Genomic DNA, 22,869 nt, shown 5'->3' with positions numbered 1-22,869 from the left:
ATCCGCCAGCCAATCGGAAGCACGGGAAGAGATGTCGGCACCCAATAAGTCGTACGACCCTGTCGAGGTCGAGGCGTTGAAACCGGAAGAGATCGAGCGCATGCGGGACGAGGCGCTCGCCGCCTTCGCCGCCGCGGACTCCCTCGACGCGCTCCACGAGGCCAAGGTCGCCCACACCGGCCCCGCCTCCCCGCTGGCCCTCGCCAACCGCGAGATCGGCGCCCTGCCCCCGCACGCCAAGGCCGACGCCGGCAAGCGCGTCGGCATGGCCCGCGGCGCCGTCAACAAGGCCCTCGCCGCCCGCCAGGCCGAGCTGGAGGCCGAGCGCGACGCGCGCGTGCTGGTGGAGGAGGACGTCGACGTCACGCTGCCGTACGACCGCGTCCCGGCCGGCGCCCGCCACCCCCTCACCACGCTCTCGGAGCGCATCGAGGACATCTTCGTGGCCATGGGCTACGAAGTCGCCGAGGGCCCGCAGGTCGAGGCCGAGTGGTTCAACTTCGACGCCCTGAACATCGGCCCGGACCACCCGGCCCGCGGCGAGGCCGACACCTTCTTCGTGCAGGGCCCCGACGGCGGCGCCGAGTCCGGCGTGGTGCTGCGCACCCACACCTCGCCGGTGCAGATCCGCTCGCTGCTGGAGCGCGAGCTGCCGGTGTACGTGATCTGCCCCGGCGTCGTGTACCGCACCGACGAGCTGGACGCCACCCACACCCCCGTCTTCCGCCAGGTGGAGCTGCTCGCCGTGGACGAGGGCCTGACCATGGCCGACCTCAAGGGCACCCTGGACCACATGGTCCAGTCGCTGTTCGGCGAGGGCATGAAGACCCGGCTGCGGCCGAACTTCTTCCCCTTCACCGAGCCCAGCGCCGAGATGGACATGCTCTGCTACGTCTGCAAGGGCGAGTCCGTCGGCAACCCCGACCGGCCCTGCCGCACCTGCTCGTCCGAGGGCTGGATCGAGCTGGGCGGCTGCGGCATGGTCAACCCGCGGGTGCTCACCGCCTGCGGCGTCGACCCGGAGAAGTACAGCGGCTTCGCCTTCGGGTTCGGCATCGAGCGGATGCTGATGTTCCGCCACAACGTCGAGGACATGCGAGACATGGTCGAGGGTGACGTCCGGTTCACCCGGCCGTTCGGGATGGAGATCTGATGCGGGTCCCGCTTTCTTGGCTGCGGGAGTACGTCGACCTGCCGGCCACCGAGACCGGCCGCGACGTCCAGGCCAAGCTCATTTCGGCCGGCCTGGAGGTCGAGACCGTCGAACAGCTCGGCGCCGACCTCAAGGGCCCGCTGGTCGTCGGTCAGGTGCTGACCATCGAGGAGTTGGAGGGCTTCAAGAAGCCGATCCGCTTCTGCACCGTCGACGTCGGCCGGGCCAACGGCACCGGCGAGCCCCAGGAGATCGTCTGCGGCGCCCGCAACTTCTCCGTCGGCGACAAGGTCGTGGTCGTCCTCCCCGGCGCCACGCTGCCCGGCGGCTTCTCCATCGCCGCCCGCAAGACCTACGGCAAGACGTCCCACGGCATGATCTGCTCCAGCGACGAGCTGGGCATGGGCGACGACGGCAGCCACGGCATCATCGTGCTGCCGCCGGAGACCGAGGTCGGCAAGGACGCCATCGAGCTGCTGGAACTGGTCGACGAGGTCCTGGACATCGCCGTCACCGCCAACCGCGGCGACTGCCTGTCCATCCGCGGCGTCGCCCGCGAGACCGCCATCGCCTACGGCCTGCCGCTGCGCGACCCCGCCCTGATCGACGTGCCGGCCCCGAACGCCTACGGCTACCCGGTCCAGGTCACCGACCCCTTCGGCTGCGACCGCTTCACCGCGCGCACCGTCACCGGCCTGCGCCCCGAGGCCCGCTCCCCGATCTGGCTGCAGCGCCGCCTGCAGAAGGTCGGCATGCGCCCGATCTCGCTCGCCGTCGACGTCACGAACTACGTGATGATGGAGCTGGGCCAGCCGCTGCACGCCTACGACCGCTCCCTGGTCCAGGGCACCATCGGCGTGCGCCGCGCCCAGGAGGGCGAGAAGCTCGTCACCCTCGACGGCGTCGAGCGCACGCTGCACGCCGAGGACCTGGTCATCACCGACGACCGCGGCCCGATCGGCCTCGCCGGCGTGATGGGCGGCGCCAACACCGAGATCGCCGACCACGAGATCACGGAGAACGGCTCGAACGGCACCACGGACGTGGTCATCGAGGCGGCGCACTTCGACGCCGTCGCGATCGCCCGCACCTCCCGCCGGCAGAAGCTGCTCACCGAGGCGTCCCGCCGCTTCGAGCGCGGCGTCGACCCGCAGGCCGCCGCGGCCGCCGCGCAGCGCACGGTGGACCTGCTGGTGCTGCTCGCGGGCGGCACGGCGGAGGCCGGTGTCACCGAGATCATCGCGCCCTCGGCCCCGCGCACCATCACCATCCCGGCCGACCACCCGGACAAGGTCGCGGGCGTCGTCTACGGCCGCGAGACCGTCGTACGCCGCCTCCAGCAGGTCGGCTGCGACGTCTACGGGCAGGACGAGCTGATCGTCACCGTCCCGTCCTGGCGGCCCGACCTGGTCGACCCGAACGACCTGGCCGAAGAGGTCATCCGCCTGGAGGGCTACGAGAACCTGCCCTCCACCCTGCCCAAGCCGCCCTCCGGCCGCGGCCTGACCCAGCGTCAGCGGCTGCACCGCCGGGTCGGCCGCGCCCTGGCCGGCGCCGGCTATGTCGAGGCGCCGAACTACCCCTTCCTCGGCGAGCAGGTCTTCGACCAGTTCGGCCTGGAGACCGACGACCCGGCCCGCCGCGTCGTCAAGCTGGTCAACCCGCTCAGCGACGAGGAGCCCGCGCTGCGTACGACGCTGCTGCCGGGCCTGCTCGGCGCGCTGCGGCGCAACGACGGCCGGGGCTCGCACGACCTGGCGCTGTTCGAGACCGGGCTGGTGTTCCAGCCCCGCGAGGAGCAGCGGGTGGCCACGCATCTGCCGGTCGACCGGCGTCCCACCGACGAGGAGATCGCCGTGCTGAACGCCGCGCTGCCCGAGCAGCCGCGGCACGTGGCCGTCGTCCTCGCCGGCGCCCGCGAGCAGGCCGGCTGGTGGGGCAAGGGCCGTCCGGCGGACTGGGCCGACGCGGTCGAGGCGGCGCGCGTCGTCGCCCGTGAGGCCGGTGCCGGACTGACCGTCCGCAAGGGCCAGTACGGCCCCTGGCACCCCGGCCGCTGCGCCGAGCTGGTGATCGGCGCGGACGGCGCGGAGCGGGTCGTCGGCCACGCGGGCGAGCTGCACCCGCGGGTGCTGAAGGCCCTGGGGCTGCCGGAGCGCACCTGCGCGATGGAGCTGAACCTGGACGCGCTGGAGACGGTGGGCGACGGCGTCCCGCGGGCGCCGCGGATCTCCACGTTCCCGGTCGCCACGCAGGATGTCGCGCTCGTCGTCGACAAGCCGATCCCTTCCGGCGAGGTCGAGGCGGCGCTGCGCGAGGGCGCGGGTGAACTCCTCGAGTCCATCCGGCTGTTCGACGTCTACGAGAACGCCGAGCAGCTGGGCGAGGGCAAGAAGTCCCTGGCGTACGCGCTCCGCTTCCGCGCGGCGGACCGCACGCTGACGGTGGACGAGGCGTCGGCGGCCCGCGACGCGGCGGTCGCCCTCGCGGGCGAGCGGACCGGGGCGGTGCTTCGGGGCTAGTCGCCGTAGGGGTTCTGTGCGCGGCCGGCTGCGGGTCTTCCGTGGCCGGCCGCGCCGTCAGCAGACGCTGAGTTCCCGGATGCCCTCCCGCGCACGTGCCTCCGCGTGCTGGTTGCCCAGTCTCCGGGCCAGAGCGAGGGCCTCGTGGTGCAGCCGTAGGGCCTCTTCCGGGCGGCCGGCGAGGCGGTGGGTCTCGGCGTAGCCGTCGAGGAAGTGGATCTTCCAGTGTTCCTCGAACAGCTCGTCCAGCAGCGCGAACGCCTCCCGGTGGCTGGCCGGCGCCAGCGCCCGGCGCAGCTGCTCCGCCGCCTCCTCGCGTTCCTCACCGGCGACGGCCAGGCCGAGCGTGATCCGGGCCGTCAGACCGGGCGGCCAGGACGGATCGGCGTGGGGGAGGGCCGGCACCGCCCGGGCCCGCTGCGCCGCCTCCGTACGGTGTCCCAGCTGGAGCATCGTCCCAGGCCTCCGCCGCGGCCGCCTGCGCCGCGCCCGCCGGGCAGCCGGCCTGCTCCTACAGCTTCCCGGCCAGCCGGAAGAGGCCAGCGGCTCCTCCACCTGGCCCGCGTCCCGGCTCAGATAACCGCGGCGGACGGCGAGTTCGGCTTCCGCGCGCGGGTCGCCGGTCCGGGAGAGCAGGCGCCCGGCGGTCTCGTACGCGGCGGCGGCCTGAGCCGTCCGGCCCGCGTTGTAGCGCGCGAAGCCCAGATCGCTGTGCGCCTGGGCCGGTTGCACCGGATCGTCCACGCATAAATGCAGGTTGACCGGCGTGGGCTCACTCGATCGGGTGGGAACCGGAGGCGATCCGGTCTCCCCGGGCCATGCCCTCGACAGAATCGGACCGGCCTTTCGGGGTCGGTCCGTCTGCCCTGTCAGGGACTCTCCATGGGGGACCAGTGGCATGATCCGCATCAAGGCACGGGCGCCCACCGCGCGGGGAGCCGTACTGCCCATGGTCTGGGGAGCCGTGGCGGTCGGTTACCGGTTCGGCTGTCCCCTCGCCCAGCAGCAAGGGCTCGGCGCTCGCATTCTCACCAGCGCTGTGTTCTTCGCCGTCGGCACCGGACTGATCGTCCACGCCCGCCGCGCGCCGCTGCGGGAGCTGCGGCAGGCCCGCCGGGTGGCGCGGGCCGCGCAGAGCGTCGTCCTGCGGCCCCTGCCGCCCCGCCTCGACGGGCTGAACCTCGCCGCGGCCCAGCTGTCCGCGGAGCGGGGCGCGTGCGTCGGCGGCGACCTGTACGAGGCGATCGCCACCGAGCACGGGGTGCGGGTGGTGATGGGCGACGTCCGCGGGCACGGCCTGGCGGCGCTCGGCACCGTCGCCGCCGTCCTCGGCAGTTTCCGCGAGGCCGCCCACGACGAGCCCGACCTCACCGGCGTCCTGCGCCGGCTGGACCGCGCCCTCGCCCGCCACCTGCGCGAACGCGCCCGCGCCGAACACCCCGCGCACGGCGCCCCGGACCCCGACCAACCGGTCGCCGAGGAGTTCGTCACCGTGCTGCTCCTGGAGATCGACCGCGCGGGCGAAGTGCACGCCCTCAACTGCGGTCACCCCTGGCCGTACCGGCTCAGCGGCACCAGGGTCGAGCCGCTGACGCGCGTCGAACCCCTTCCGCCGCTGGGCCCGTTCCCGCTGCCGGCCGCGCTGGAGGCCCGGGGCTGCGGTCATCTGGGTCCCGGTGAGTTCCTCGTCCTCTTCACGGACGGGGTGGAGGACGCGCGGGACGGCCGGGGGCGGTTCTTTCCGCTGCCCCAAGCCCTGAGAGACGTCGTACGGGATCGTCCGGTCTCCGCCCAGGCGGTCCTGGGCGCCCTCTTCACAGCGCTCCTGCACCACACGGCCGGCGCTCCCACGGACGACACAGCACTACTGGTCCTGCGCAACGACCGAAACCCGGCACGGTGCAATGCCCTTGCCGCCCTTCGCCCGGCCAAGCCACCGCTTTTCGAGGGGGAGCCGGCGGCTTGGCCGGAAGCCCAGTGAACCGGAAGGCCACGCTGAGCGACACCGCATGCACTCTGCGGATGCGAGCACTCCGTTCACACCCCGTGCGAAGCCGGACCCACTACGCTGAACCGCACAGGCCATTCGGGGGGCATCCATGCAGCCCAACACTCTGCTCGACGCGATCCTGGACGAGGCGGGGATCTCGCACGCCGGCCTCGCCGCCCACGTCAACCAGGCGGGCCGGAAACGGGGCCTCGCGCTCCGGTACGAACACACCGCCGTGGCACGGTGGTTGAAGGGCCAGCGGCCGCGCGGCCAGGTCCCCGACCTGATCTGCGAGGTGCTCGCCGCCCGCCTGCACCGCCCCGTCACCCTCGACGACATCGGCCTGGGCGTGCCCGGCGAGCCCAGCACCCCGCACGCCGGCTCGCTGAACGGCTTCGTGGAGCGGGCCACCGCCCTGTGGCGCTCCGACGAACAGCAGCGGCCGCATGTGCTCGGCGCCCCCGCCGTCACCGGGACCCCGGCCGTGATGCCGGTGTGGGAGTGGGAGAACCCGCCCGAGGACGTCGACGTCTCCCGCGGCGGCCGGCACCGGGTCACCCCCGCCGACATCGAGATGCTGCGGGCCGCGCGCACGCACTACGAGCAGATGTACCGCAAGGCCGGCGGCATCGCGACCCGCAGCCGCATCGTCGGCTTCCTCAACGCCGAGGCGGCGCCGCTGCTGCGCGGCAGCTACACCGACGCCACCGGACGCCAACTGCACCGGGCCACCGGCGGCTTGGTGGCGATCGCGGGCATCTGCGCCTACGACTCCGACGCCCACGGGCTGGCCCAGCGCTACTTCCACCAGGCGCTCAGGCTGGCGAAGGCCAGCGGGGACCGGGGACTTGGGGCGTACGTGATAGCGCTGCTGGTCAACCAGTCGTTGTTCATGCGGGAGTACCGGCAGGCCGTCGCCTTCGCGGAGGCCGCGCTGCGGGCCGCCGGCAAGCACATCACCCCGGCGCTCGCCTCGGATCTGTACGCGATGCAGGCCAAGGCCTACGCCCACCTCGGCGACTCCGCCGGCGCGCTGTCCTGCATCCGGCGCGCGGAGGCGGCCGCCGAACGGATCCGGCGCGGTTACGAGCCCGACGAGACCGGCTACGTCCAGCCGGGCCTGGTCAATGTGCAGGTGGCCGAGGCGCTGCTCAGCCTCGGCGAGCTGGCCGCCGCGGCGGAGCACGCGGCGGCGGCCGTCGGCAACCCGGCCCACGACCGGGGCCGGGTGCACCGGCTCGCCATGCTCAGCACCATCGAGCTGCGCCAGGGCAACGCCGACAAAGCGGTGGCCACCGCCGTGCAGATGGCGGAGCAGGCACGCGGGATGGAGTCGCAGCGGCTGCGCGACAGACTCCGCGCGGTGCGCGAACACCTGGTGCGCTGTGGCTCGGCCGGGACCGCCGAAGCCGCCGAACTCATCGACGGAGCACTGCGCGTACCGCTGTAGGCCCACTGTGGGCACACAGTTCCTGCTGCGATATTGCCACTTACTCGGCGGAAGGTGGCAGAACCGTGCAGTGGACGAAACTGAACGAACAAACTGTGTACGCAAACCGCTGGTTCAGCGTCAATCTCGCAGATGTCGAGCTGCCGGACGGCCGGCATCTGGACCACTTCCTGATCCGGCTGCGGCCCGTGGCCGTGGCCACCGTGGTCAACGACGCCAACGAGGTGCTGCTGCTGTGGCGGCACCGCTTCATCACCGACAGCTGGGGGTGGGAACTGGCCGCGGGCGTCGTCGAGGACGGCGAGGACATAGCCGAAGCGGCCGCCAGGGAACTGGAGGAGGAGACCGGCTGGCGGCCGGGGCCCCTGCACCACCTGATGAGCGTGGAGCCGTCCAACGGCCTCACCGACGCCCGGCACCACATCTACTGGTCCGACCGGGGCGAGTACGTCGGGCACCCCGTGGACGACTTCGAATCGGACCGCCGGGAATGGGTTCCGCTCAAACTCGTTCCCGACATGATCGCCCGCGGGGAGGTCCCGGCCGCCAACATGGCGGCCGCGTTACTCCTGCTGCACCACGCGAGGCTCGCCGAGGGCTAGCGGGCCCCGCGCCTAGCGGCCCAGCGTCTGCCAGACCGTCGCCACCAGCGCGCCCAGCGCGGTGAGCACGGCGAGGGAGGGCAGCGGCCAGCGTGCGTGTTCCAGCGAGACGATCCGGGAGTTCAGCTCGTCCAGCTCCTTGGCGGTCTCCTCGGTGCGATGGCTCAGCAACGCCAGCCCTCCCTCGACACGGGCGTAGGCCACGTCGAGGCGGCGGCGTAACTCTGCGAGTTCTCCCTGGACCACGGGATGCTCCGGATCGGCGGTCACGAGTCCGCTCCTTTCTGTAGTCGAACAGGTGGTTCCGCATCCCTTGCATGCGCATGAGGAGTCAACTCTCCTGGTGGGCGCGTGGGGAGCGTGTGCGAGCGGCATATGCGTGCCCGCCGCGCACACGGTGTGTGAAACAGATGGGCCCGGCACCGAGTTCGGTGCCGGGCCCGCGAGCGTAGCTCTGCGTGATCAGTCGTGAGGGGAGAAGCGATCAGCCGTAGGTGTAGAAGCCCGAGCCGGTCTTCCGGCCCAGACGGCCCGCCTCGACCATGCGCTGCAGCAGCGGGGGAGCGGCGTACAGCGGCTCCTTGTACTCCGCGTACATGCTGTTGGCGATGGAGACGATGGTGTCCAGGCCGATCAGGTCGGACAGCTTCAGCGGGCCCATCGGGTGGGCGCAGCCCATCTCCATGCCGTTGTCGATGTCCTCGCGGCTGGCGATGCCCGACTCGAACATCCGGATCGCGGAGAGCAGATACGGCACGAGCAGCGCGTTGACGACGAAGCCGGAGCGGTCCTGGGCGCGGATGGAGTGCTTGCCGAGCACCTTCTCGGCGAAGACCTGGGCGCGGCTGAGGGTGCCCTCGGAGGTGGTGAGCGCCGGGATCAGCTCGACCAGCTGCTGCACCGGGGCCGGGTTGAAGAAGTGGATGCCGACGACGTGGTCCGGGCGGGAGGTGGCGACCGCCAGCTTCACCAGCGGGATCGAGGAGGTGTTGGAGGCGAGGATCGCGTCCGGGCGGGTCACCACCTGGTCCAGCACCTGGAAGATCTCGGTCTTGACCGGCTCGCTCTCCACCACGGCCTCGATCACCAGGTCGCGGTCGGCGAACTCGCCGAGGTCGGTGGTGAAGGTGAGCCGCGCCTGGGTGGCGTCCCGCTCCTCCTCGGTGATCTTTCCGCGCTCGGCGGCCTTGTCCACGGAGTTGAACAGCCGGGTGCGGCCGATCTCCAGGGCCTCGCCGGTGGTCTCGGCGACCTTCACGTCCAGTCCCGCGCGGGCGCACACCTCGGCGATGCCCGCGCCCATCTGGCCGCAGCCCACGACTCCGACGCGCGTGATATCTCCCGATGGGAAGCCTGTCACATCGACCCCTTCGCTGGTTCTCCGGCTCGCTGGCAGGACTTCCGGGTTCGGCGCCTGCTCCGATCGAGCACGTTACCGTCAAGTATCGATGATCGATCGGCGGGGTGGGGGCCATCCTGGGGCGCGGAACGATCCGTGACGAAGCGGATCCCGAGCGTAAGGGTGTGCCGATGCCTCCTCTGTCCCGGCGAGCCTTCGCCCTGGCGCTGCCGACGCTGGTCGCGGCGCCGGGCGCGGCGGCCGCGGCTCCCCGGACCGGCGCGGCCCGCCGGGTCACGGAGATGCGCGGGGTGTGGCTGGCGACCGTGTCCAACCGGGACTGGCCGTCCCGGCCCGGCCTGCCGGCCGCCGCGCAGCGCAAGGAGCTGATCGCCCACCTCGACAGGGCGGCCCGCGACCGGCTCAACACGGTGGTCTTCCAGGTGCGGCCCACCGCCGACGCCCTGTGGCCGTCCCCGTACGAGCCCTGGTCCGAGTGCCTCACCGGCACCCAGGGCAGGAGCCCCGGCTGGGATCCGCTCGGCACCGCGGTGCGGGAGGCCCACGCCCGGGGCCTTGAGCTGCACGCCTGGTTCAATCCGTACCGGATCGCGGTCCACACCGATCCCGGCCGGCTCGCCGCCTGGCACCCGGCCCGCAGGCACCCGCACTGGGTGGTGCGATACGGCGACGGCCTCTACTACAACCCCGGCCTGCCCGAGGTCCGCGCCTTCGTGCGGCGGGCGATCCTGGACGCGGTCGCCCGGTATCCCGTCGACGCCGTCCACTTCGACGACTACTTCTACCCGTACCCGGTCGCCGGGCAGACCTTCGACGACGACGACGCCTACGACCGCCACGGCGGCGGCTTCCCCGGCCGGGCCGCCTGGCGGCGCGCCAACATCGACGCGCTGATCAGGGAGACGGCCGCCGCCATCCGGCGCGTCCGGCCCGGCACCCGCTTCGGGATCAGCCCCTTCGGGGTGTGGCGCAACGCCTCGGCCGACCCGCGCGGCTCGGACACCCGGGCGCGCGTGCAGTCGTACGACGACCTGTACGCCGACACCCTCGGCTGGGTGCGCCGGAACTGGATCGACTACGTCGTCCCGCAGCTGTACTGGCACATCGGCGCGGCCGACGCCGACTACGCCACGCTCGTCGCGTGGTGGGCGGATGCCGCGAAGGGCAGCGGGACGCACCTCTACATCGGCGAGGCGCTGTACCGGGCGGGAGCGGCCGGGCAGCCCTCGGCCTGGCAGGACCCGGTCGAGCTGTCCCGGCACCTCACCCTCGCCGCCGGCCACCCGCAGGTGCGCGGGCATGTCTTCTTCGCCGCCACGGAGGTGGCGGCCGATCCGATCGGCGCGATGTCACGCGTGATCAGCGACCACTACGGGCGGTCGGCGAAACCGCCGCGCTGATTCCTCTCCTCGTGGTGCTTGACCTGGCAGTCGGGTCCGGGGGACATGATCGCCTCGTGGCCGTCCTGGAAACGGACGCGATAGGGCGGGTTGCCCTCGGGGCCCAGTACTTCGACCACTTCCGAGACCTGGTCGTGTTGGCCGACCACCCTGCCGTGCTGGACAAGACGGTCGCCCTTGGATGCACGCATGTCGCAGGCCCTCCTCATGATCACGACCGCTGGGTGACGGCGATGCAGACGAGCACGGCGACGGCGGTCACGGGAGCGGCCGCCGTGAAGTGCTCGCCCAGCAGCAGCGCCGACCACACCAGTGTGAGCAGCGGCTGAGCCAACTGCAACTGGCTGGCCCGCGGGACGCCGATGTCCGCCATGCCCCGGTACCACACGACCAGGCCGAGGAACTGCGAGCCCAGCGCCACCCACAGCAGGCCGGCGATGCCGTGCCCGGTGAGGTGGACCGGCTCGTACGCCAGGGCCACCGCGGCGGCCGGCACGCTCAGCGGCAGGCACAGCACCAGCGCCCAGCCGATCACCTGCCAGCCCGGCATGACCCGGGCCAGCCGGCCGCCCTCGGTGTAGCCGGCCGCGCACACCAGCAGCGCCGCGAACAGATAGCCGTCGGCGAGCGTGAGCGCGCCGCCGCTCTGTCCGACGGTGAACGCGACCACGGCCGCGGCCCCCGCCAGCGCCGCCAGCCAGAACCGGCGCGAGGGGCGGCTGCCGGTGCGCAGGGCGGAGAACACGGCGGTGGTCAGCGGCAGCAGCCCGACCACGACGGCGGCGTGCGCGGTGGTGGAGGTCCGCAGGGCGAGCGTGGTCAGCATCGGGAAGCCGAACACCACGCCGGCCGCGACGACGGCGAGACCCGGCAGATGCCGCCGCTCCGGCAGCGGTACCCGCAGCACGAGAAGGCAGCCGCCCGCGACGAGCGCCGCGAGGACGCTGCGCACGGCCACCAGTGACCAGGGGCCGAAGCCCTCGAGGCCCCAGGCGGTGGCCGGGAAGGTCAGGGAGAAGGAGGCGACACCGAGGGCGGCGAGGCCGGTGCCGAGGCCCCGGCGCTCGCGGGGAGCGGTGACCGCTATCGGGCTGACGGCAGTAGCGCTACTCTGTGTTCTCATGGACCAGCGTAGCAGTGTCGGCGAACTGGCAGAACAGCTCCGGCGGGACCTTGACCGCTACTCTCCTGGTGGAAAGCTCCCATCGAGCCGGGCGCTGGTCGAGCGGTTCCGGGTGAGCCCGGTGACCGTCTCGCGCGCGCTCGCTCAGCTGGCCGCCGAGGGGCTGGTGGTCACCCGGCCCGGAGCCGGCGCCTTCCGGGCCCGGCCGCGCACGGACGAGACGCCCGCCGGGGACACCTCGTGGCAGGAGGTGGCGCTGAGCGCCGACGGCGCCACCGACCTCGTACCGCGCACGGTCGACGCCTCCGGGGTCACGGTCTCGCTGGCCGCGCCGCCGCCCGGCGTGCTGGAGTTCAACGGCGGCTATCCGCATCCCTCCCTCCAGCCGGAGCGGGCCATGGCCGCGGCCCTGGCCCGGGCCGGACGGCGGCCCGGCGCCTGGGGGAGGCCGCCGCTGGAGGGGCTGCCGGAGCTGCGGGAGTGGTTCGCGCGCGACATCGGCGGGGGCGTCACCGCGGCCGAGGTGCTGATCGCGGCCGGCGGCCAGTCGGCGCTCACCACCGCCCTGCGCGCACTCGCCCCGCCCGGCGCTCCGGTGCTCGTCGAGTCGCCCACCTACCCCGGCATGCTGGCCATCGCCCGCGCGGCCGGCCTGCGGCCCGTCCCGGTGCCGGTCGACCCCGACGGCGTGCGCCCCGGCCTGCTCGCCGACGCCTTCCGGGCCAGCGGCGCCCGGGTGTTCGTCTGCCAGCCCCTGTTCCAGAACCCGACCGGCGCCGTGCTCGCCCCCGACCGGCGCGCCGAAGTGCTGCGCATCGCCCGCGAGGCCGGCGCCTTCATCGTCGAGGACGACTTCGTACGGCGCCTGGTGCACGCCGACGCCGGCCCGCTGCCCCGGCCGCTCGCGGCCGACGACCCCGACGGCGTGGTGGTGCACGTCGGCTCGCTGACCAAGGCCACCTCGCCCAGCTTCCGGGTGAGCGCGCTGGCCGCGCGCGGCCCGGTGCTGGAGCGGCTGCGCGCCATCCAGGTCGTGGACAGCTTCTTCGTGCCCCGCCCGCTGCAGGAGGCGGCCCTGGAACTGGTCGGCTCCCCGGCCTGGCCCCGCCATCTGCGCGCACTGTCACAGGAGTTGAGGGCCCGCCGGGACGCCATGACGGCCGCCCTGGCCGGGCGCCTGCCCGAACTCGCCCTGCCGCACATCCCCTCCGGCGGCTACCACCTCTGGCTGCGCCTGCCGGAGGGAACCGACGAGACCGCCCTCGCCGCGGCCGCCCTCCGCGCGGGCGTGGCCCTCACCCCCGGCCGCCCCTACTTCAGCGCCGAACCCCCCGCGGCCCACCTGCGGCTGAGCTTCGCCGCGGTCGCCGGGACCGGGGAGATCGCCGAGGGGGTACGACGGCTGCGCGCGGCCTGCGACGAGGTGTTCCAGGGCACGGTGACCATGCCGCAGCCGACCTCCGGTGACGCGCCCCGAAGCGTGCCACCCGTCACGGAGAACACCGCTTCCCGGCCAGTCGAGTAAGCAGCCGCTTACCGCGAGTAGCCCACAGGCAACAGCTCTTGACCAGCGCACACAATCGGCACACCATCACCGCATGCCACTGAGGGTGACGTTCGTCGCCGCCGCGCGGAGCGCCCCGCTGCTGGCGGAGCGCTTCCAGGACGACCGGCCGCTGGACCAGGCCGGCTGGGAAGAGGTGCAGCGCGCCGCCGGGGACCTGCTGCCGCTGGCGGCGGCCGAGCTGCGGTACTGCTCGCCCACGCCGCGCAGCCGGGCCACCGGCGACGCGCTGGGGTACGCCCCGCTGGTCCAACTCGCCCTGCGGGACTGCGACATGGGCCGCTGGAGCGGACTGACCCTGGGCGAGGCGATGGCCCGCGAACCCGACGCGGTGGACGCCTGGCTCGCCGACCCCCGTGCGACCCCGCACGGCGGCGAGTCCCTGCTCGCGTTCATCTCCCGGGTCGGAGGCTGGCTGGACACCCGCCCGGCCGACGACGGCGGCCGGATCGTCGCCGTAGCCGAGCCCGCCGTCATCCGCGCGGCCCTGGTCTACGCCCTGAAGGCGCCGCCGTCGACCTACTGGAACATCGACGTGCGCCCGCTGTCCATGACCACCGTCACCGGCCGCGCGGGCCGCTGGAACCTGCGCCTCGACGGGGTCTCGGCCCAGCCCTCGCACACCTAGCGCCCGGCCTCGCGCACGTAGTCGGTGGTGAGGAGGAGATCCTTCGCGGGGCCGCCGACCCGCCACACCGTCCGCCAGTGGTCGGCGTCCCGGACGGTGAACTCGCCCCGGTAGAGGTCGGCCGCGCACGGGTGCTCGGCGATCCAGTGCCCGGTGCCGAGGTCCAGCTCGTGGAAGGGCCGCCCGTCGGCGAACCGGACGTCGGCCGTGCCCGGCGTCGGCCCGGGCAGGAACCGCAGCGTACGGGTGGCCGGCCGGGTCACACCCTGCCAGGTGAAGGCACCGGACTCCTCGTGCAGCAGGGCTCCGCCGGGCAGCGCGGTGAAGTCGACGACCCCTTCGAAGCGGCCCTCGTCCCCGCTCGCCAGATCCCGCACGTCCCGCTCGACACGCCAGCGGCCGGCGAGATGCGCCAGCACATCGGCCACCGGCCAGAACTCGCCGTCCATCACCATGCCTTCCGTCCGCACCGAGCTTAGCGGTGCCAACAGCGTCCCCTTCACCCCGGCCGCCGGCAGATCCGCAAGGCCGGTTCACCGTAAAAACACCTCCCGTAAATCAGAGATTTCCCGGGACGTCATCAAATTCATCCGGTGTTTTCCGTATTCGGAGGGCGGTGCATCACTTTTCGGTGAGCGCACAACCAACCGGAAATCCGGGCCGTCTACGTCGGCGAAATAGCGGCCATATGCGTGGGGGGACACGGGGAAATGAGACCGGGTGGGAAACCGATGTCGCGTCCGCGGCGCGCCGCAGCCCTGCTCGGCGCGGCCGTCGCCGTCATAGCGTTCTGCGCCGGGGACGTCCTCGCCCGCAGCTACCCCTTCGGCCCCCGCACCCGCAGCGTCAACGACCTCGGCAACCAGTACGTGCCCTTCCACGCCCACCTGTGGGACCTGCTGCACGGCCGCGCCGACGGCGGCCTCCTCGTCAACTGGCAGTCCGGCTACGGCTCCAGCTTCCTGCCCGACCTCGGCACCTATCTCGGCAGCCCCTTCGCGCTGCTCGTCGCCGTCTTCCCCAGGGACCGGATCGACATCGCCGTCTACGCCGTCACCGCCTTGAAGATCGCCTGCGCCGCGGCCGCCATGGCCTGCCTGCTGCTCACCCTGCGCCCCGGCCGCTGGTGGGCGGCGGGCCTGCTCGGCGCCTCGTACGCGCTGTGCGGCTGGACCCTGGCCGACGCCGACTACAACCCGATGTGGCTCGACGGCCTGATCGCCCTGCCGCTGCTGTGCCTGGTCGGGGAGTGGGCGCTCACGGGGCGCCGACGGCTCCTCGGCGTCCTGGTCGTCGCCCTCGCCTGGACCGCCGACTTCTACACCGCCTACATGGCCACCCTCGGCGCCGCGCTCGTCCTCGCCCTGCGCCTGCTGCTCGCCCGCCCGCCCCGCCGGGAGGCGCTCGCGGCGGCCGGACGCGCCACCCTCACCGTCGCCCTCGGCACGGGCCTGGCCGCCCCGCTCGTCGCGGTGGTCTACTTCGGCACCCGGCACGCCTACCCCGGCCGCGTACGGCCGTTCACCCCCGTACCGGGCGAGGACCTGCTCGCCCGGCTGCTGCCGGCGACGTACGGCTTCGGCTCCCCGGCCCTCTACGTCGGCGTCACCGCCCTGGTGCTCGCCCTCGCCCTGCCCTTCCACCGCGCGGTGCCCGCCCCGGTCCGGGCGGGCTGGACCGCGCTGGTGCTCCTGGTCGCCCTGTCCCTGCAGTGGGCGCCCACCAGCCTGGCCTGGCACGCCTTCGCCACCCCGCAGGGCAGCTCCTACCGGCAGGCCTTCGTCCTGTGCGGGCTGCTGGTGATCGCCGCCTGGCACGCCCTGGCGTACGGCCCGCCCGACGGGCGCACGCTCGGCGCCGCGACCGCGTTGCTCGCCGTGCTCACCGCCGTGGCGAGCCGCAGCGCGCTGGTACGGCCGCACACCTGGCCGGTGCTGCTGCTCGCCGTCGCCGGCACCCTGGCCGGGCTCGTCCTGCTGGGCCGCGCCGGGCCGCGCACACGACTCGCCGGAGCCGCCGTCGTACTCCTCCTCGGCGCGCAGGTCGGCGAGAGCGCCGCCACCTCCGCCGTCGCCGCCGGGCTGCGCCTGAAGCACCTCGACGACTACGCGCCCTGGGGCGAGCGGCAGCAGCGGCAGGCCGCGGTGATCGCCGAGAACGACGGCTGGCCCCGCTACCGCACCGACCCCGGCCGCGAGCAGACCGTCGGCAACGACCCGCTGCTGGTCGGCGGCCAGGGCGCCCAGTACTACAGCAGCCTCACCTCCGACGTCCTCAGCCGCACCCTCACCGCGCTCGGCGGCGGCTGGACCTCGCGCGGCCGCAGCGTGCAGAGCCTGGACAACGCCGTCACCGACGTCCTCTTCTCCGTCGGCGCCCGGCTGCACGACCCGCCCGACCCGCACCAGGGAACCCCGGCCCGGGGAAGCGACCGGACCACCGTCACCCGGCGCGAGGTGCCGCCCCTGGTGACCGTGCGGACCGCTCCCGACACCGCCCCGTTCGGCGACTCGCCCTACCGCAACCAGGAACTGCTGCTCGGCAGCCGCGTCTACACCGTCCCCCGGCTCGCGGTGCGGGACGACCTCGGCAAGCCGGTGACCAGCCGCTACGTGGGCTCCGGGAGTGCCCTGACCGGGCCCGTGATCACCGCCCGCTGCCCGGCCGGGACCCAGGTCGACCTGTGGGCGCCGCACTTCTCCGGCACCGCGCGGCTCGCGGGAAGCGGCACCGGCGCGCCGTTCCGGTTCACGTACGGGCGCAACCGGGCCGCCATGGCGCCGCTCGGCACCGCACCGGCCTCCGGACGCGTGCGGATCGAGCTGACGCCGGACCGGCCCGGCCGCATCCCGCCCGGCGCGGTCGGCTGCCTGGACACCGCCCGGCTGGACGCGGCCGCCGCGCGTCTGAAGGCCACCGGCGCCACCGGGGTGACCGTTTCCGACGGCACCCTCCGGGCCCGGCTGCCCGCCGGCAGCAAGGGCATCGCGGTCGTCGCCGCACCCCGCATCGCCGGCTGGCGGTGTGCCACCGGCGAGCGCGCGGCCCGGCCCGCCGGCGACTACCACGGGCTGATCTCCGTCCCGCTCGACGGCCGCTCGACCACCGTGACCTGCACCTTCCGCCCGCCCGGCCTGCGGCTGGGCACGACCGTCTCACTCGCCTCGCTCACGGCCCTCGCCGTACTCAGCGCCCTCACCGCCGTCCGCCGCCGGCGCGTCCCCGCGCCGCCCACGAGCACACCACCACGCGAGCGCGTGACCACCGCACCCTGACCGCGCCCCTGGGGGGAACCCGCCATGCTGATATCGATCGTCGCGCCCTGCTACAACGAGGAAGCCGTCCTCGACCGCTTCCACGACAGGATCCAGGCCGTCGCCGAGGACCTGCTGCCGCTCGGCCACGACATGGAGTTCGTGTACGTGGACGACGGCAGCCGCGACCGTACCCTCGCCGTCCTCAAGCGCCTCGCGGAGCGCGACGCACGGGTGCGTTACGTCTCCTTCAGCCGCAACTTCGGCAAGGAGGCCGCCCTGCTCGCCGGCCTGAGGCACGCCTCCGGGGACGCGGTGGTCGTCATGGACGCCGACCTCCAGCACCCGCCCGAGCTGATCCGGCGGATGGTCCGGCTGCGCGAGGAGGGCCACGACCAGGTCATCGCCCGGCGCACCCGCACCGGCGACGGCCTCGCCCGGACCCTGACCGCGCGCCTGTACTACCGGCTGGTCAACCGCCTGGTCGACGTCGAACTCGTCGACGGCGCAGGCGACTTCCGGCTGCTGTCGCGCCGCGTGGTGGACGCCGTACTGGCCCTGACCGAGTACAACCGCTTCTCCAAGGGCCTGTTCGCCTGGGTGGGCTTCCCGAGCACCGTCTTCGCGTACGAGAACGCCGCCCGCGAGGCCGGCCGCAGCTCCTGGAACCTGCGCGGCCTGCTCAACTACGGCATCGACGGGCTGCTGTCCTTCAACAACCGCCCGCTGCGCGCCGCCCTCTGGCTCGGCATGGCCCTGCTGTGCTGCGCGGGCCTCTACACGGCCTGGATCGTCGGCGCCGCCCTGATCCACGGCGTCCAGACCCCCGGCTATGTGACCATCATCACCGCCGTGACCGCCCTCGCGGGCGTCCAGATGGTCATGCTGGGAGTGATCGGGGAGTACACCGGCCGCATCTACTACGAGGTGAAGGGCCGCCCGCACTTCCTGGTGAAGGCGACCAACGTCGAACGGACGAAAGACCTCATCCCCTGATGTCCAGACAGATAGCCGTCTTCGCCGTCGTCGGCGGCGTCAACACCGCCACCTATTACGGTCTGTACCTGCTGTTCCTCGCTTTCCTTCCGTATCTGGCCGCGCACGTCCTGGCATTTCTGCTGAGCATGGTCGGCTCTTTCTTCCTGAACGCGCGCTTCACCTACCGGACGCGGCCCACCTGGCGGAAATTCCTGCTGTTCCCGCTGACCAACCTCACGAATTTCGTCATCACCACGGCCGGGGTGTACGTGATCGTGGACGTCCTGCACGCGGGGAGCCGCTTCGCCCCGCTCCTCGCCTCGGCGGCCGCGATCCCGGTGACCTTCCTGCTCTCCCGCCGCATCATGCTGCCCGGCCCGGACGCCGTTGCATAAAACTGCAGCGGAACGTATAGTCATGCCATCCAGAGGAGGGTGACATGGCGGTACGTGCGGCGGTGGCCGGAGCGAGCGGGTACGCGGGCGGCGAGGTCCTGCGCCTGCTCCTTGCGCACCCCGAGGTCGAGATCGGTGCCCTGACCGCGAACTCCAACGCCGGCCAGCGGCTCGGCGCGCTCCAGCCGCACCTGCTGCCGCTGGCCGACCGGGTGCTCACCGAGACCACGGCCGAGGCGCTCGCCGGGCACGACGTGGTCTTCCTCGCGCTGCCGCACGGGCAGTCCGCCGCCGTCGCCGAGCAGCTCGGCCCGGACGTCCTCGTGGTCGACATGGGCGCCGACTTCCGGCTGAAGGACCCGGCCGACTGGGAGCGGTTCTACGGCTCGGAGCACGCCGGCACCTGGCCCTACGGCCTCCCCGAACTTCCGGGCGCCCGCGCCGCGCTGGAGGGGTCCAAGCGCATCGCGGTGCCCGGTTGCTACCCGACCGCGGTCACCCTCGCCCTGTTCCCGGCCTACGCCGCCTCACTCGCCGAGCCGGAGGCGGTGATCGTCGCCGCGTCCGGCACCTCCGGCGCGGGCAAGGCGCCCAAGCCGCACCTGCTCGGCAGCGAGGTCATGGGCTCCATGTCGCCGTACGGCGTCGGCGGCGCCCACCGGCACACCCCCGAGATGATCCAGAACCTCAGCGGGGTCGCGGGGCAGGGCGTGCGCGTCTCCTTCACGCCGACCCTGGCGCCGATGCCCCGCGGCATCCTCGCCACGTGCAGCGCGTCCGCCGTCGCCGGGGTGACGGCGGACTCCGTCCGCGCCGCCTACGAGAAGGCCTACGCCGAGGAGCCCTTCGTCCACCTGCTCCCCGAGGGCCAGTGGCCCGCGACGGCGTCCGTCCACGGTTCCAACGCCGTTCAGGTGCAGGTCGCGTACGACGAGTCCGTGGGCCGCATCATCGCCATCAGCGCCATCGACAACCTGACCAAGGGCACCGCGGGCGGTGCCGTCCAGAGCATGAACATCGCCCTGGGTCTTCCCGAGACCACCGGGCTTTCCACGATCGGAGTCGCCCCGTGAGCGACGCACGTGCAGCCACCGGGCCGCAGACAACGACGAAAGCCGCACCGGCGCGCTGCACGGGCGGAGAAGCGAACGAGGAGATGCAGTGAGCGTCACGGCAGCCAAGGGATTCACGGCGGCGGGCATCGCCGCCGGGATCAAGGAGAACGGCAACCCCGACCTGGCCCTCGTGGTCAACAACGGGCCGCGCCGTGCCGCCGCGGGCGTCTTCACCTCCAACCGCGTGAAGGCGGCGCCGGTGCTGTGGTCGGAGCAGGTCCTCAAGGGCGGTGAGCTGACCGCCGTCGTCCTGAACTCCGGCGGCGCCAACGCCTGTACGGGTCCCAAGGGCTTCCAGGACACCCACGCCACCGCGGAGAAGGTGGCCGAGTCGCTCAACACCGCCGGTTACGACGAGGCGGGCGGCCACGCCCCGGGCCAGGTCGCCGTCTGCTCCACCGGCCTGATCGGCGTGCTGCTGCCGATGGACAAGCTGCTGCCGGGCGTGGACAAGGCGGTCGCCCAGCTCAGCCCGCACGGCGGCGAGAAAGCCGCCATCGCCATCAAGACCACCGACACCGTCCACAAGACATCCGTCGTCACCAAGGACGGCTGGACCGTCGGCGGCATGGCCAAGGGCGCCGGCATGCTCGCGCCCGGCCTCGCCACCATGCTGGTCGTCCTCACCACCGACGCCGACCTCGACAACGCCACCCTGGACAAGGCCCTGCGCGCCGCCACCAAGGTCACCTTCGACCGCGTCGACTCCGACGGCTGCATGTCCACCAACGACACCGTGCTGCTGCTGGCCTCCGGCGCCTCCGGCATCACCCCGGAGTACGCCGAGTTCGCCGACGCCGTACGCCAGGTCTGCGACGACCTCGGACAGCAGCTCATCCGGGACGCCGAGGGCGCCAGCAAGGACATCAAGGTGGAGGTGGTCAACGCGGCGAGCGAGGCGGACGCCGTCGAGGTGGGCCGCTCCATCGCCCGCAACAACCTCCTCAAGTGCGCGATCCACGGCGAGGACCCCAACTGGGGCCGGGTGCTCTCCGCGATCGGCACCACCTCCGCCGCCTTCGAGCCGGACCGGCTCAACGTCGCCATCAACGGCGTGTGGGTGTGCAAGAACGGCTCTGTCGGCGAGGACCGCGAGAAGGTCGACATGCGCTACCGCGAGGTGCACATCGTCGCCGACCTGGCCGCCGGCACCGAGACCGCGACGATCTGGACCAACGACCTCACCGCCGACTACGTCCACGAGAACAGCGCCTACTCCTCATGAGCACTCGCAAGCACACGGCCCTGCCGAAGGCCCAGATCCTCATCGAGGCGCTGCCCTGGCTGACCCGGCACCACGGCAAGATCGTCGTCATCAAGTTCGGCGGCAACGCCATGGTGAACGAGGACCTCAAGGCCGCCTTCGCCCAGGACGTGGTCTTCCTGCGGCACGCCGGCCTCAGGCCGGTCGTCGTCCACGGCGGCGGCCCGCAGATCAGCGCCGCCCTCGACAGGCACGGCATCGTCAGCGAGTTCAAGGCGGGCCTGCGCGTCACCACCGAGGACGCCATGGACGTCGTGCGCATGGTGCTCGCCGGGCAGGTGCAGCGCGAGCTGGTCGGCCTGCTCAACCAGCACGGCCCGCTCGCCGTCGGCCTGACCGGCGAGGACGCGCACACCATCACCGCCACCAAGCACCAGCCCGAGATCGACGGCGAACTGGTCGACATCGGCCGGGTCGGCGAGATCACCGGCATCGACACCGGCGCCATCGAGGCCCTGCTGGCGGACGGCCGTATCCCGGTCGTCTCGTCGATCGCCCGCTCCCAGGACGACCACCATGTCTACAACGTCAATGCTGATACGGCGGCTGCGGCACTCGCTGCGGCACTGGGCGCCGAAACCCTCATGGTCCTCACCGACGTCGAGGGCCTCTACGAGGACTGGCCGAACTCCGACGAGGTGATCAGCCGCCTCACCGCTTCCCAACTGGAGAAGCTGCTGCCGGAGTTGAGCTCCGGCATGGTGCCGAAGATGGAGGGCTGCCTGCACGCCGTGCGCAACGGGGTGCACACCGCCCGGGTCATCGACGGCCGGGTCCAGCACTCGATCCTGCTGGAGATCTTCACGGACGAAGGCATCGGCACGATGGTCGTGCCCGACGACATTCCGGTCGAACAGGGGGAGTCATGAGCAACCAGGAGCTGACCCACCGCTGGCAGGGCGCGCTCATGAACAACTACGGCACCCCGCGCCTGCCCCTCGTGCGCGGCGAGGGCGTGAAGGTCTGGGACGCCGAGGGCCGGGAGTACCTCGACTTCGTCGGCGGCATCGCCACCAACGCGCTCGGCCACGCCCACCCGGCGATCGTCGCGGCCGTCACCGAGCAGATCGGCCGGCTCGGCCACATCTCCAACTTCTTCATGGCCGAGCCCACCGTCGCCCTCGCCGAACGGCTGCTGACGCTCTTCGGCCGGGAGGGCAGGGTCTTCTTCTGCAACTCCGGCGCCGAGGCCAACGAGACCGCCTTCAAGATCGGCCGGCTCACCGGGCGCACCCACATGGTCGCCACCGACGGCGGCTTCCACGGCCGTACGATGGGCGCCCTCGCGCTCACCGGCCAGCCCGCCAAGCAGGACCCCTTCCGGCCGCTGCCCGCCGACGTCACCCACGTGCCCTACGGTGACGCCCAGGCGCTCGCGGCGGCGGTCACCGAGGAGACGGCCCTGGTGATCATCGAGCCGGTCCAGGGCGAGAACGGCGTCGTGGTGCCGCCGGCCGGCTATCTCAAGGCCGCCCGCGCGATCACCGCCGCCACCGGCGCCCTGCTGGTCCTGGACGAGGTGCAGACCGGCATCGGCCGCACCGGGACCTGGTTCGAGTACCAGGCCCACGAGGGTGTGCTCCCCGATGTCGTCACCCTCGCCAAGCAGCTCGGCGGCGGACTGCCGCTCGGCGCCACCGTGGCCTTCGGCCGCGCCGCCGAACTGCTCCAGCCGGGCCAGCACGGCACGACCTTCGGCGGCAACCCGGTAGCCTGCGCCGCCGGACTCGCCGTCCTCGACACCATCGAGGGCGAGGGACTGCTGGAGAACGTCAAGCGGCAGAGCGAGAAGCTGCGCGAGGGAACCGAGGCCCTGGGCCACCCGTTGATCGATTATGTGCGAGGCGCCGGCCTGCTCCTGGGTATCGTGCTCACCGGGCCGCACGCGCAGCAGGCGCAGGCGGCGGCCCAGGAGGCCGGGTTCCTGGTGAACGCGCCCGCCCCCGACGTCGTACGGCTCATGCCGCCGCTGAACATCACGGACGCCGAGGTGGGTGCCTTCCTGCAGGCGCTGCCCGGCATCCTCGACGCAGCGAACCCAGTGGATGGGGACGGACGATCCGGAGAATAG

Annotated in this window: 21 protein-coding genes; 15 read left to right on the top strand and 6 right to left on the bottom strand. The window is 72.8% G+C overall.

Features of this window, described 5'->3' with window-relative positions:
* Positions 1-31: 31 nt before the first annotated feature.
* The gene (gene pheS, locus AB0950_RS23390; protein WP_360161082.1) at positions 32-1,153 is read left to right on the top strand and encodes a phenylalanine--tRNA ligase subunit alpha; all 1,122 of its coding nucleotides are present in this window, start codon (positions 32-34) and stop codon (positions 1,151-1,153) included.
* A complete protein-coding gene (pheT, locus tag AB0950_RS23385; protein ID WP_366779334.1) occupies positions 1,153-3,675 on the top strand; it encodes a phenylalanine--tRNA ligase subunit beta in 2,523 nt (840 codons plus the stop codon). Before pheS ends, pheT begins: the two co-directional genes overlap by 1 nt.
* 57 nt (positions 3,676-3,732) lie before the next feature.
* On the opposite strand, the gene AB0950_RS23380 is transcribed toward pheT, so the two are convergent.
* On the bottom strand, positions 3,733-4,419 hold the full coding sequence (locus AB0950_RS23380; RefSeq protein WP_366779333.1) for a hypothetical protein: 687 nt from the start codon (positions 4,417-4,419) through the stop codon (positions 3,733-3,735).
* Between the two features lie 154 nt (positions 4,420-4,573).
* Between AB0950_RS23380 and AB0950_RS23375 the strand changes: the two genes are divergently transcribed.
* The 3 genes from AB0950_RS23375 to AB0950_RS23365 all read left to right on the top strand — a co-directional run bounded on the left by AB0950_RS23375 (position 4,574) and on the right by AB0950_RS23365 (position 7,717).
* On the top strand, positions 4,574-5,656 hold the full coding sequence (locus tag AB0950_RS23375; RefSeq protein ID WP_360161074.1) for a PP2C family protein-serine/threonine phosphatase: 1,083 nt from the start codon (positions 4,574-4,576) through the stop codon (positions 5,654-5,656).
* A 118-nt stretch (positions 5,657-5,774) separates the two neighbouring features.
* The gene (locus AB0950_RS23370) at positions 5,775-7,115 is read left to right on the top strand and encodes a transcriptional regulator (protein WP_360161072.1); all 1,341 of its coding nucleotides are present in this window, start codon (positions 5,775-5,777) and stop codon (positions 7,113-7,115) included.
* A 65-nt stretch (positions 7,116-7,180) separates the two neighbouring features.
* The gene (locus tag AB0950_RS23365; RefSeq protein WP_360161070.1) at positions 7,181-7,717 is read left to right on the top strand and encodes an NUDIX domain-containing protein; all 537 of its coding nucleotides are present in this window, start codon (positions 7,181-7,183) and stop codon (positions 7,715-7,717) included.
* Between the two features lie 12 nt (positions 7,718-7,729).
* Here AB0950_RS23365 and AB0950_RS23360 read toward each other — a convergent pair whose 3' ends face one another.
* Together AB0950_RS23360 and AB0950_RS23355 are read right to left on the bottom strand one after the other, a co-directional pair.
* Positions 7,730-7,987, bottom strand: a complete 258-nt coding sequence (locus AB0950_RS23360) for a hypothetical protein (RefSeq protein WP_360161068.1) — start codon at positions 7,985-7,987, stop codon at positions 7,730-7,732.
* 214 nt (positions 7,988-8,201) lie between these two features.
* Complete coding sequence (locus AB0950_RS23355) at positions 8,202-9,077, bottom strand: 3-hydroxybutyryl-CoA dehydrogenase (RefSeq protein WP_360161066.1); 876 nt, start codon at positions 9,075-9,077, stop codon at positions 8,202-8,204.
* A gap of 170 nt (positions 9,078-9,247) precedes the next feature.
* Between AB0950_RS23355 and AB0950_RS23350 the strand changes: the two genes are divergently transcribed.
* Positions 9,248-10,477: a family 10 glycosylhydrolase gene (locus AB0950_RS23350; RefSeq protein WP_366779332.1), complete on the top strand. Its 1,230-nt coding sequence runs from the start codon at positions 9,248-9,250 to the stop codon at positions 10,475-10,477.
* On the opposite strand, the gene AB0950_RS23345 is transcribed toward AB0950_RS23350, so the two are convergent.
* Positions 10,447-10,668, bottom strand: coding sequence for a DUF1918 domain-containing protein (locus AB0950_RS23345; protein WP_360161062.1), 222 nt, complete (start codon positions 10,666-10,668; stop codon positions 10,447-10,449). The genes AB0950_RS23350 and AB0950_RS23345 overlap by 31 nt on opposite strands.
* Positions 10,669-10,688: 20 nt before the next feature.
* The gene (locus tag AB0950_RS23340; protein WP_360161060.1) at positions 10,689-11,600 is read right to left on the bottom strand and encodes a DMT family transporter; all 912 of its coding nucleotides are present in this window, start codon (positions 11,598-11,600) and stop codon (positions 10,689-10,691) included.
* On the opposite strand from AB0950_RS23340, the gene AB0950_RS23335 reads away from it, so the two are divergent.
* Both AB0950_RS23335 and AB0950_RS23330 read left to right on the top strand, forming a co-directional pair.
* Positions 11,599-13,125 (top strand): PLP-dependent aminotransferase family protein, encoded by a 1,527-nt coding sequence (locus AB0950_RS23335; protein WP_366779331.1) that lies wholly within the window; start codon positions 11,599-11,601, stop codon positions 13,123-13,125. The two genes, AB0950_RS23340 and AB0950_RS23335, sit on opposite strands and share 2 nt — an antisense overlap.
* Before the next feature lie 73 nt (positions 13,126-13,198).
* Positions 13,199-13,792 (top strand): histidine phosphatase family protein, encoded by a 594-nt coding sequence (locus AB0950_RS23330; RefSeq protein WP_360161056.1) that lies wholly within the window; start codon positions 13,199-13,201, stop codon positions 13,790-13,792.
* Here the strand turns inward: AB0950_RS23330 and AB0950_RS23325 are convergent.
* Positions 13,789-14,241: a DUF6314 family protein gene (locus tag AB0950_RS23325; protein ID WP_360161172.1), complete on the bottom strand. Its 453-nt coding sequence runs from the start codon at positions 14,239-14,241 to the stop codon at positions 13,789-13,791. The two genes, AB0950_RS23330 and AB0950_RS23325, sit on opposite strands and share 4 nt — an antisense overlap.
* 282 nt (positions 14,242-14,523) lie before the next feature.
* Between AB0950_RS23325 and AB0950_RS23320 the strand changes: the two genes are divergently transcribed.
* The 7 genes from AB0950_RS23320 to AB0950_RS23290 all read left to right on the top strand — a co-directional run bounded on the left by AB0950_RS23320 (position 14,524) and on the right by AB0950_RS23290 (position 22,869).
* Positions 14,524-17,067 carry a YfhO family protein gene (locus AB0950_RS23320; RefSeq protein WP_366779330.1) on the top strand — a complete coding sequence of 848 codons (2,544 nt, stop codon included), beginning with the start codon at positions 14,524-14,526 and terminating at the stop codon, positions 17,065-17,067.
* 24 nt (positions 17,068-17,091) lie between these two features.
* On the top strand, positions 17,092-18,042 hold the full coding sequence (locus tag AB0950_RS23315) for a glycosyltransferase family 2 protein (protein WP_360161052.1): 951 nt from the start codon (positions 17,092-17,094) through the stop codon (positions 18,040-18,042).
* On the top strand, positions 18,042-18,419 hold the full coding sequence (locus tag AB0950_RS23310) for a GtrA family protein (RefSeq protein ID WP_360161050.1): 378 nt from the start codon (positions 18,042-18,044) through the stop codon (positions 18,417-18,419). Before AB0950_RS23315 ends, AB0950_RS23310 begins: the two co-directional genes overlap by 1 nt.
* Before the next feature lie 44 nt (positions 18,420-18,463).
* The gene (argC, locus tag AB0950_RS23305; RefSeq protein WP_360161048.1) at positions 18,464-19,492 is read left to right on the top strand and encodes an N-acetyl-gamma-glutamyl-phosphate reductase; all 1,029 of its coding nucleotides are present in this window, start codon (positions 18,464-18,466) and stop codon (positions 19,490-19,492) included.
* An 88-nt stretch (positions 19,493-19,580) separates the two neighbouring features.
* Positions 19,581-20,759: a bifunctional glutamate N-acetyltransferase/amino-acid acetyltransferase ArgJ gene (argJ, locus tag AB0950_RS23300; RefSeq protein ID WP_366779329.1), complete on the top strand. Its 1,179-nt coding sequence runs from the start codon at positions 19,581-19,583 to the stop codon at positions 20,757-20,759.
* Positions 20,756-21,667, top strand: a complete 912-nt coding sequence (argB, locus tag AB0950_RS23295; protein WP_360161044.1) for an acetylglutamate kinase — start codon at positions 20,756-20,758, stop codon at positions 21,665-21,667. Before argJ ends, argB begins: the two co-directional genes overlap by 4 nt.
* Positions 21,664-22,869: an acetylornithine transaminase gene (locus AB0950_RS23290; RefSeq protein WP_366779328.1), complete on the top strand. Its 1,206-nt coding sequence runs from the start codon at positions 21,664-21,666 to the stop codon at positions 22,867-22,869. Before argB ends, AB0950_RS23290 begins: the two co-directional genes overlap by 4 nt.

The sequence above is a fragment of the Streptomyces sp. NPDC007189 genome (genome assembly GCF_040703635.1).
Lineage (GTDB): Bacteria > Actinomycetota > Actinomycetes > Streptomycetales > Streptomycetaceae > Streptomyces.
This window is presented reverse-complemented; position numbering and strand designations above follow the sequence as displayed.

Bases quoted from the DNA above. Each gene is read 5' to 3' on its own strand.
- AB0950_RS23335 (WP_366779331.1), top strand. From the start codon at position 11,599: ATGGACCAGCGTAGCAGTGTCGGCGAACTGGCAGAACAGCTCCGGCGG.
- AB0950_RS23290 (WP_366779328.1), top strand. From the start codon at position 21,664: ATGAGCAACCAGGAGCTGACCCACCGCTGGCAGGGCGCGCTCATGAAC.
- AB0950_RS23330 (WP_360161056.1), top strand. From the start codon at position 13,199: ATGCCACTGAGGGTGACGTTCGTCGCCGCCGCGCGGAGCGCCCCGCTG.
- AB0950_RS23340 (WP_360161060.1), bottom strand. From the start codon at position 11,600: ATGAGAACACAGAGTAGCGCTACTGCCGTCAGCCCGATAGCGGTCACC.
- AB0950_RS23315 (WP_360161052.1), top strand. From the start codon at position 17,092: ATGCTGATATCGATCGTCGCGCCCTGCTACAACGAGGAAGCCGTCCTC.
- AB0950_RS23345 (WP_360161062.1), bottom strand. From the start codon at position 10,668: ATGCGTGCATCCAAGGGCGACCGTCTTGTCCAGCACGGCAGGGTGGTC.
- AB0950_RS23375 (WP_360161074.1), top strand. From the start codon at position 4,574: ATGATCCGCATCAAGGCACGGGCGCCCACCGCGCGGGGAGCCGTACTG.
- pheT (WP_366779334.1), top strand. From the start codon at position 1,153: ATGCGGGTCCCGCTTTCTTGGCTGCGGGAGTACGTCGACCTGCCGGCC.
- argB (WP_360161044.1), top strand. From the start codon at position 20,756: ATGAGCACTCGCAAGCACACGGCCCTGCCGAAGGCCCAGATCCTCATC.
- AB0950_RS23325 (WP_360161172.1), bottom strand. From the start codon at position 14,241: ATGGACGGCGAGTTCTGGCCGGTGGCCGATGTGCTGGCGCATCTCGCC.
- AB0950_RS23310 (WP_360161050.1), top strand. From the start codon at position 18,042: ATGTCCAGACAGATAGCCGTCTTCGCCGTCGTCGGCGGCGTCAACACC.
- pheS (WP_360161082.1), top strand. From the start codon at position 32: ATGTCGGCACCCAATAAGTCGTACGACCCTGTCGAGGTCGAGGCGTTG.
- AB0950_RS23350 (WP_366779332.1), top strand. From the start codon at position 9,248: ATGCCTCCTCTGTCCCGGCGAGCCTTCGCCCTGGCGCTGCCGACGCTG.
- argC (WP_360161048.1), top strand. From the start codon at position 18,464: ATGGCGGTACGTGCGGCGGTGGCCGGAGCGAGCGGGTACGCGGGCGGC.
- AB0950_RS23370 (WP_360161072.1), top strand. From the start codon at position 5,775: ATGCAGCCCAACACTCTGCTCGACGCGATCCTGGACGAGGCGGGGATC.
- AB0950_RS23320 (WP_366779330.1), top strand. From the start codon at position 14,524: ATGTCGCGTCCGCGGCGCGCCGCAGCCCTGCTCGGCGCGGCCGTCGCC.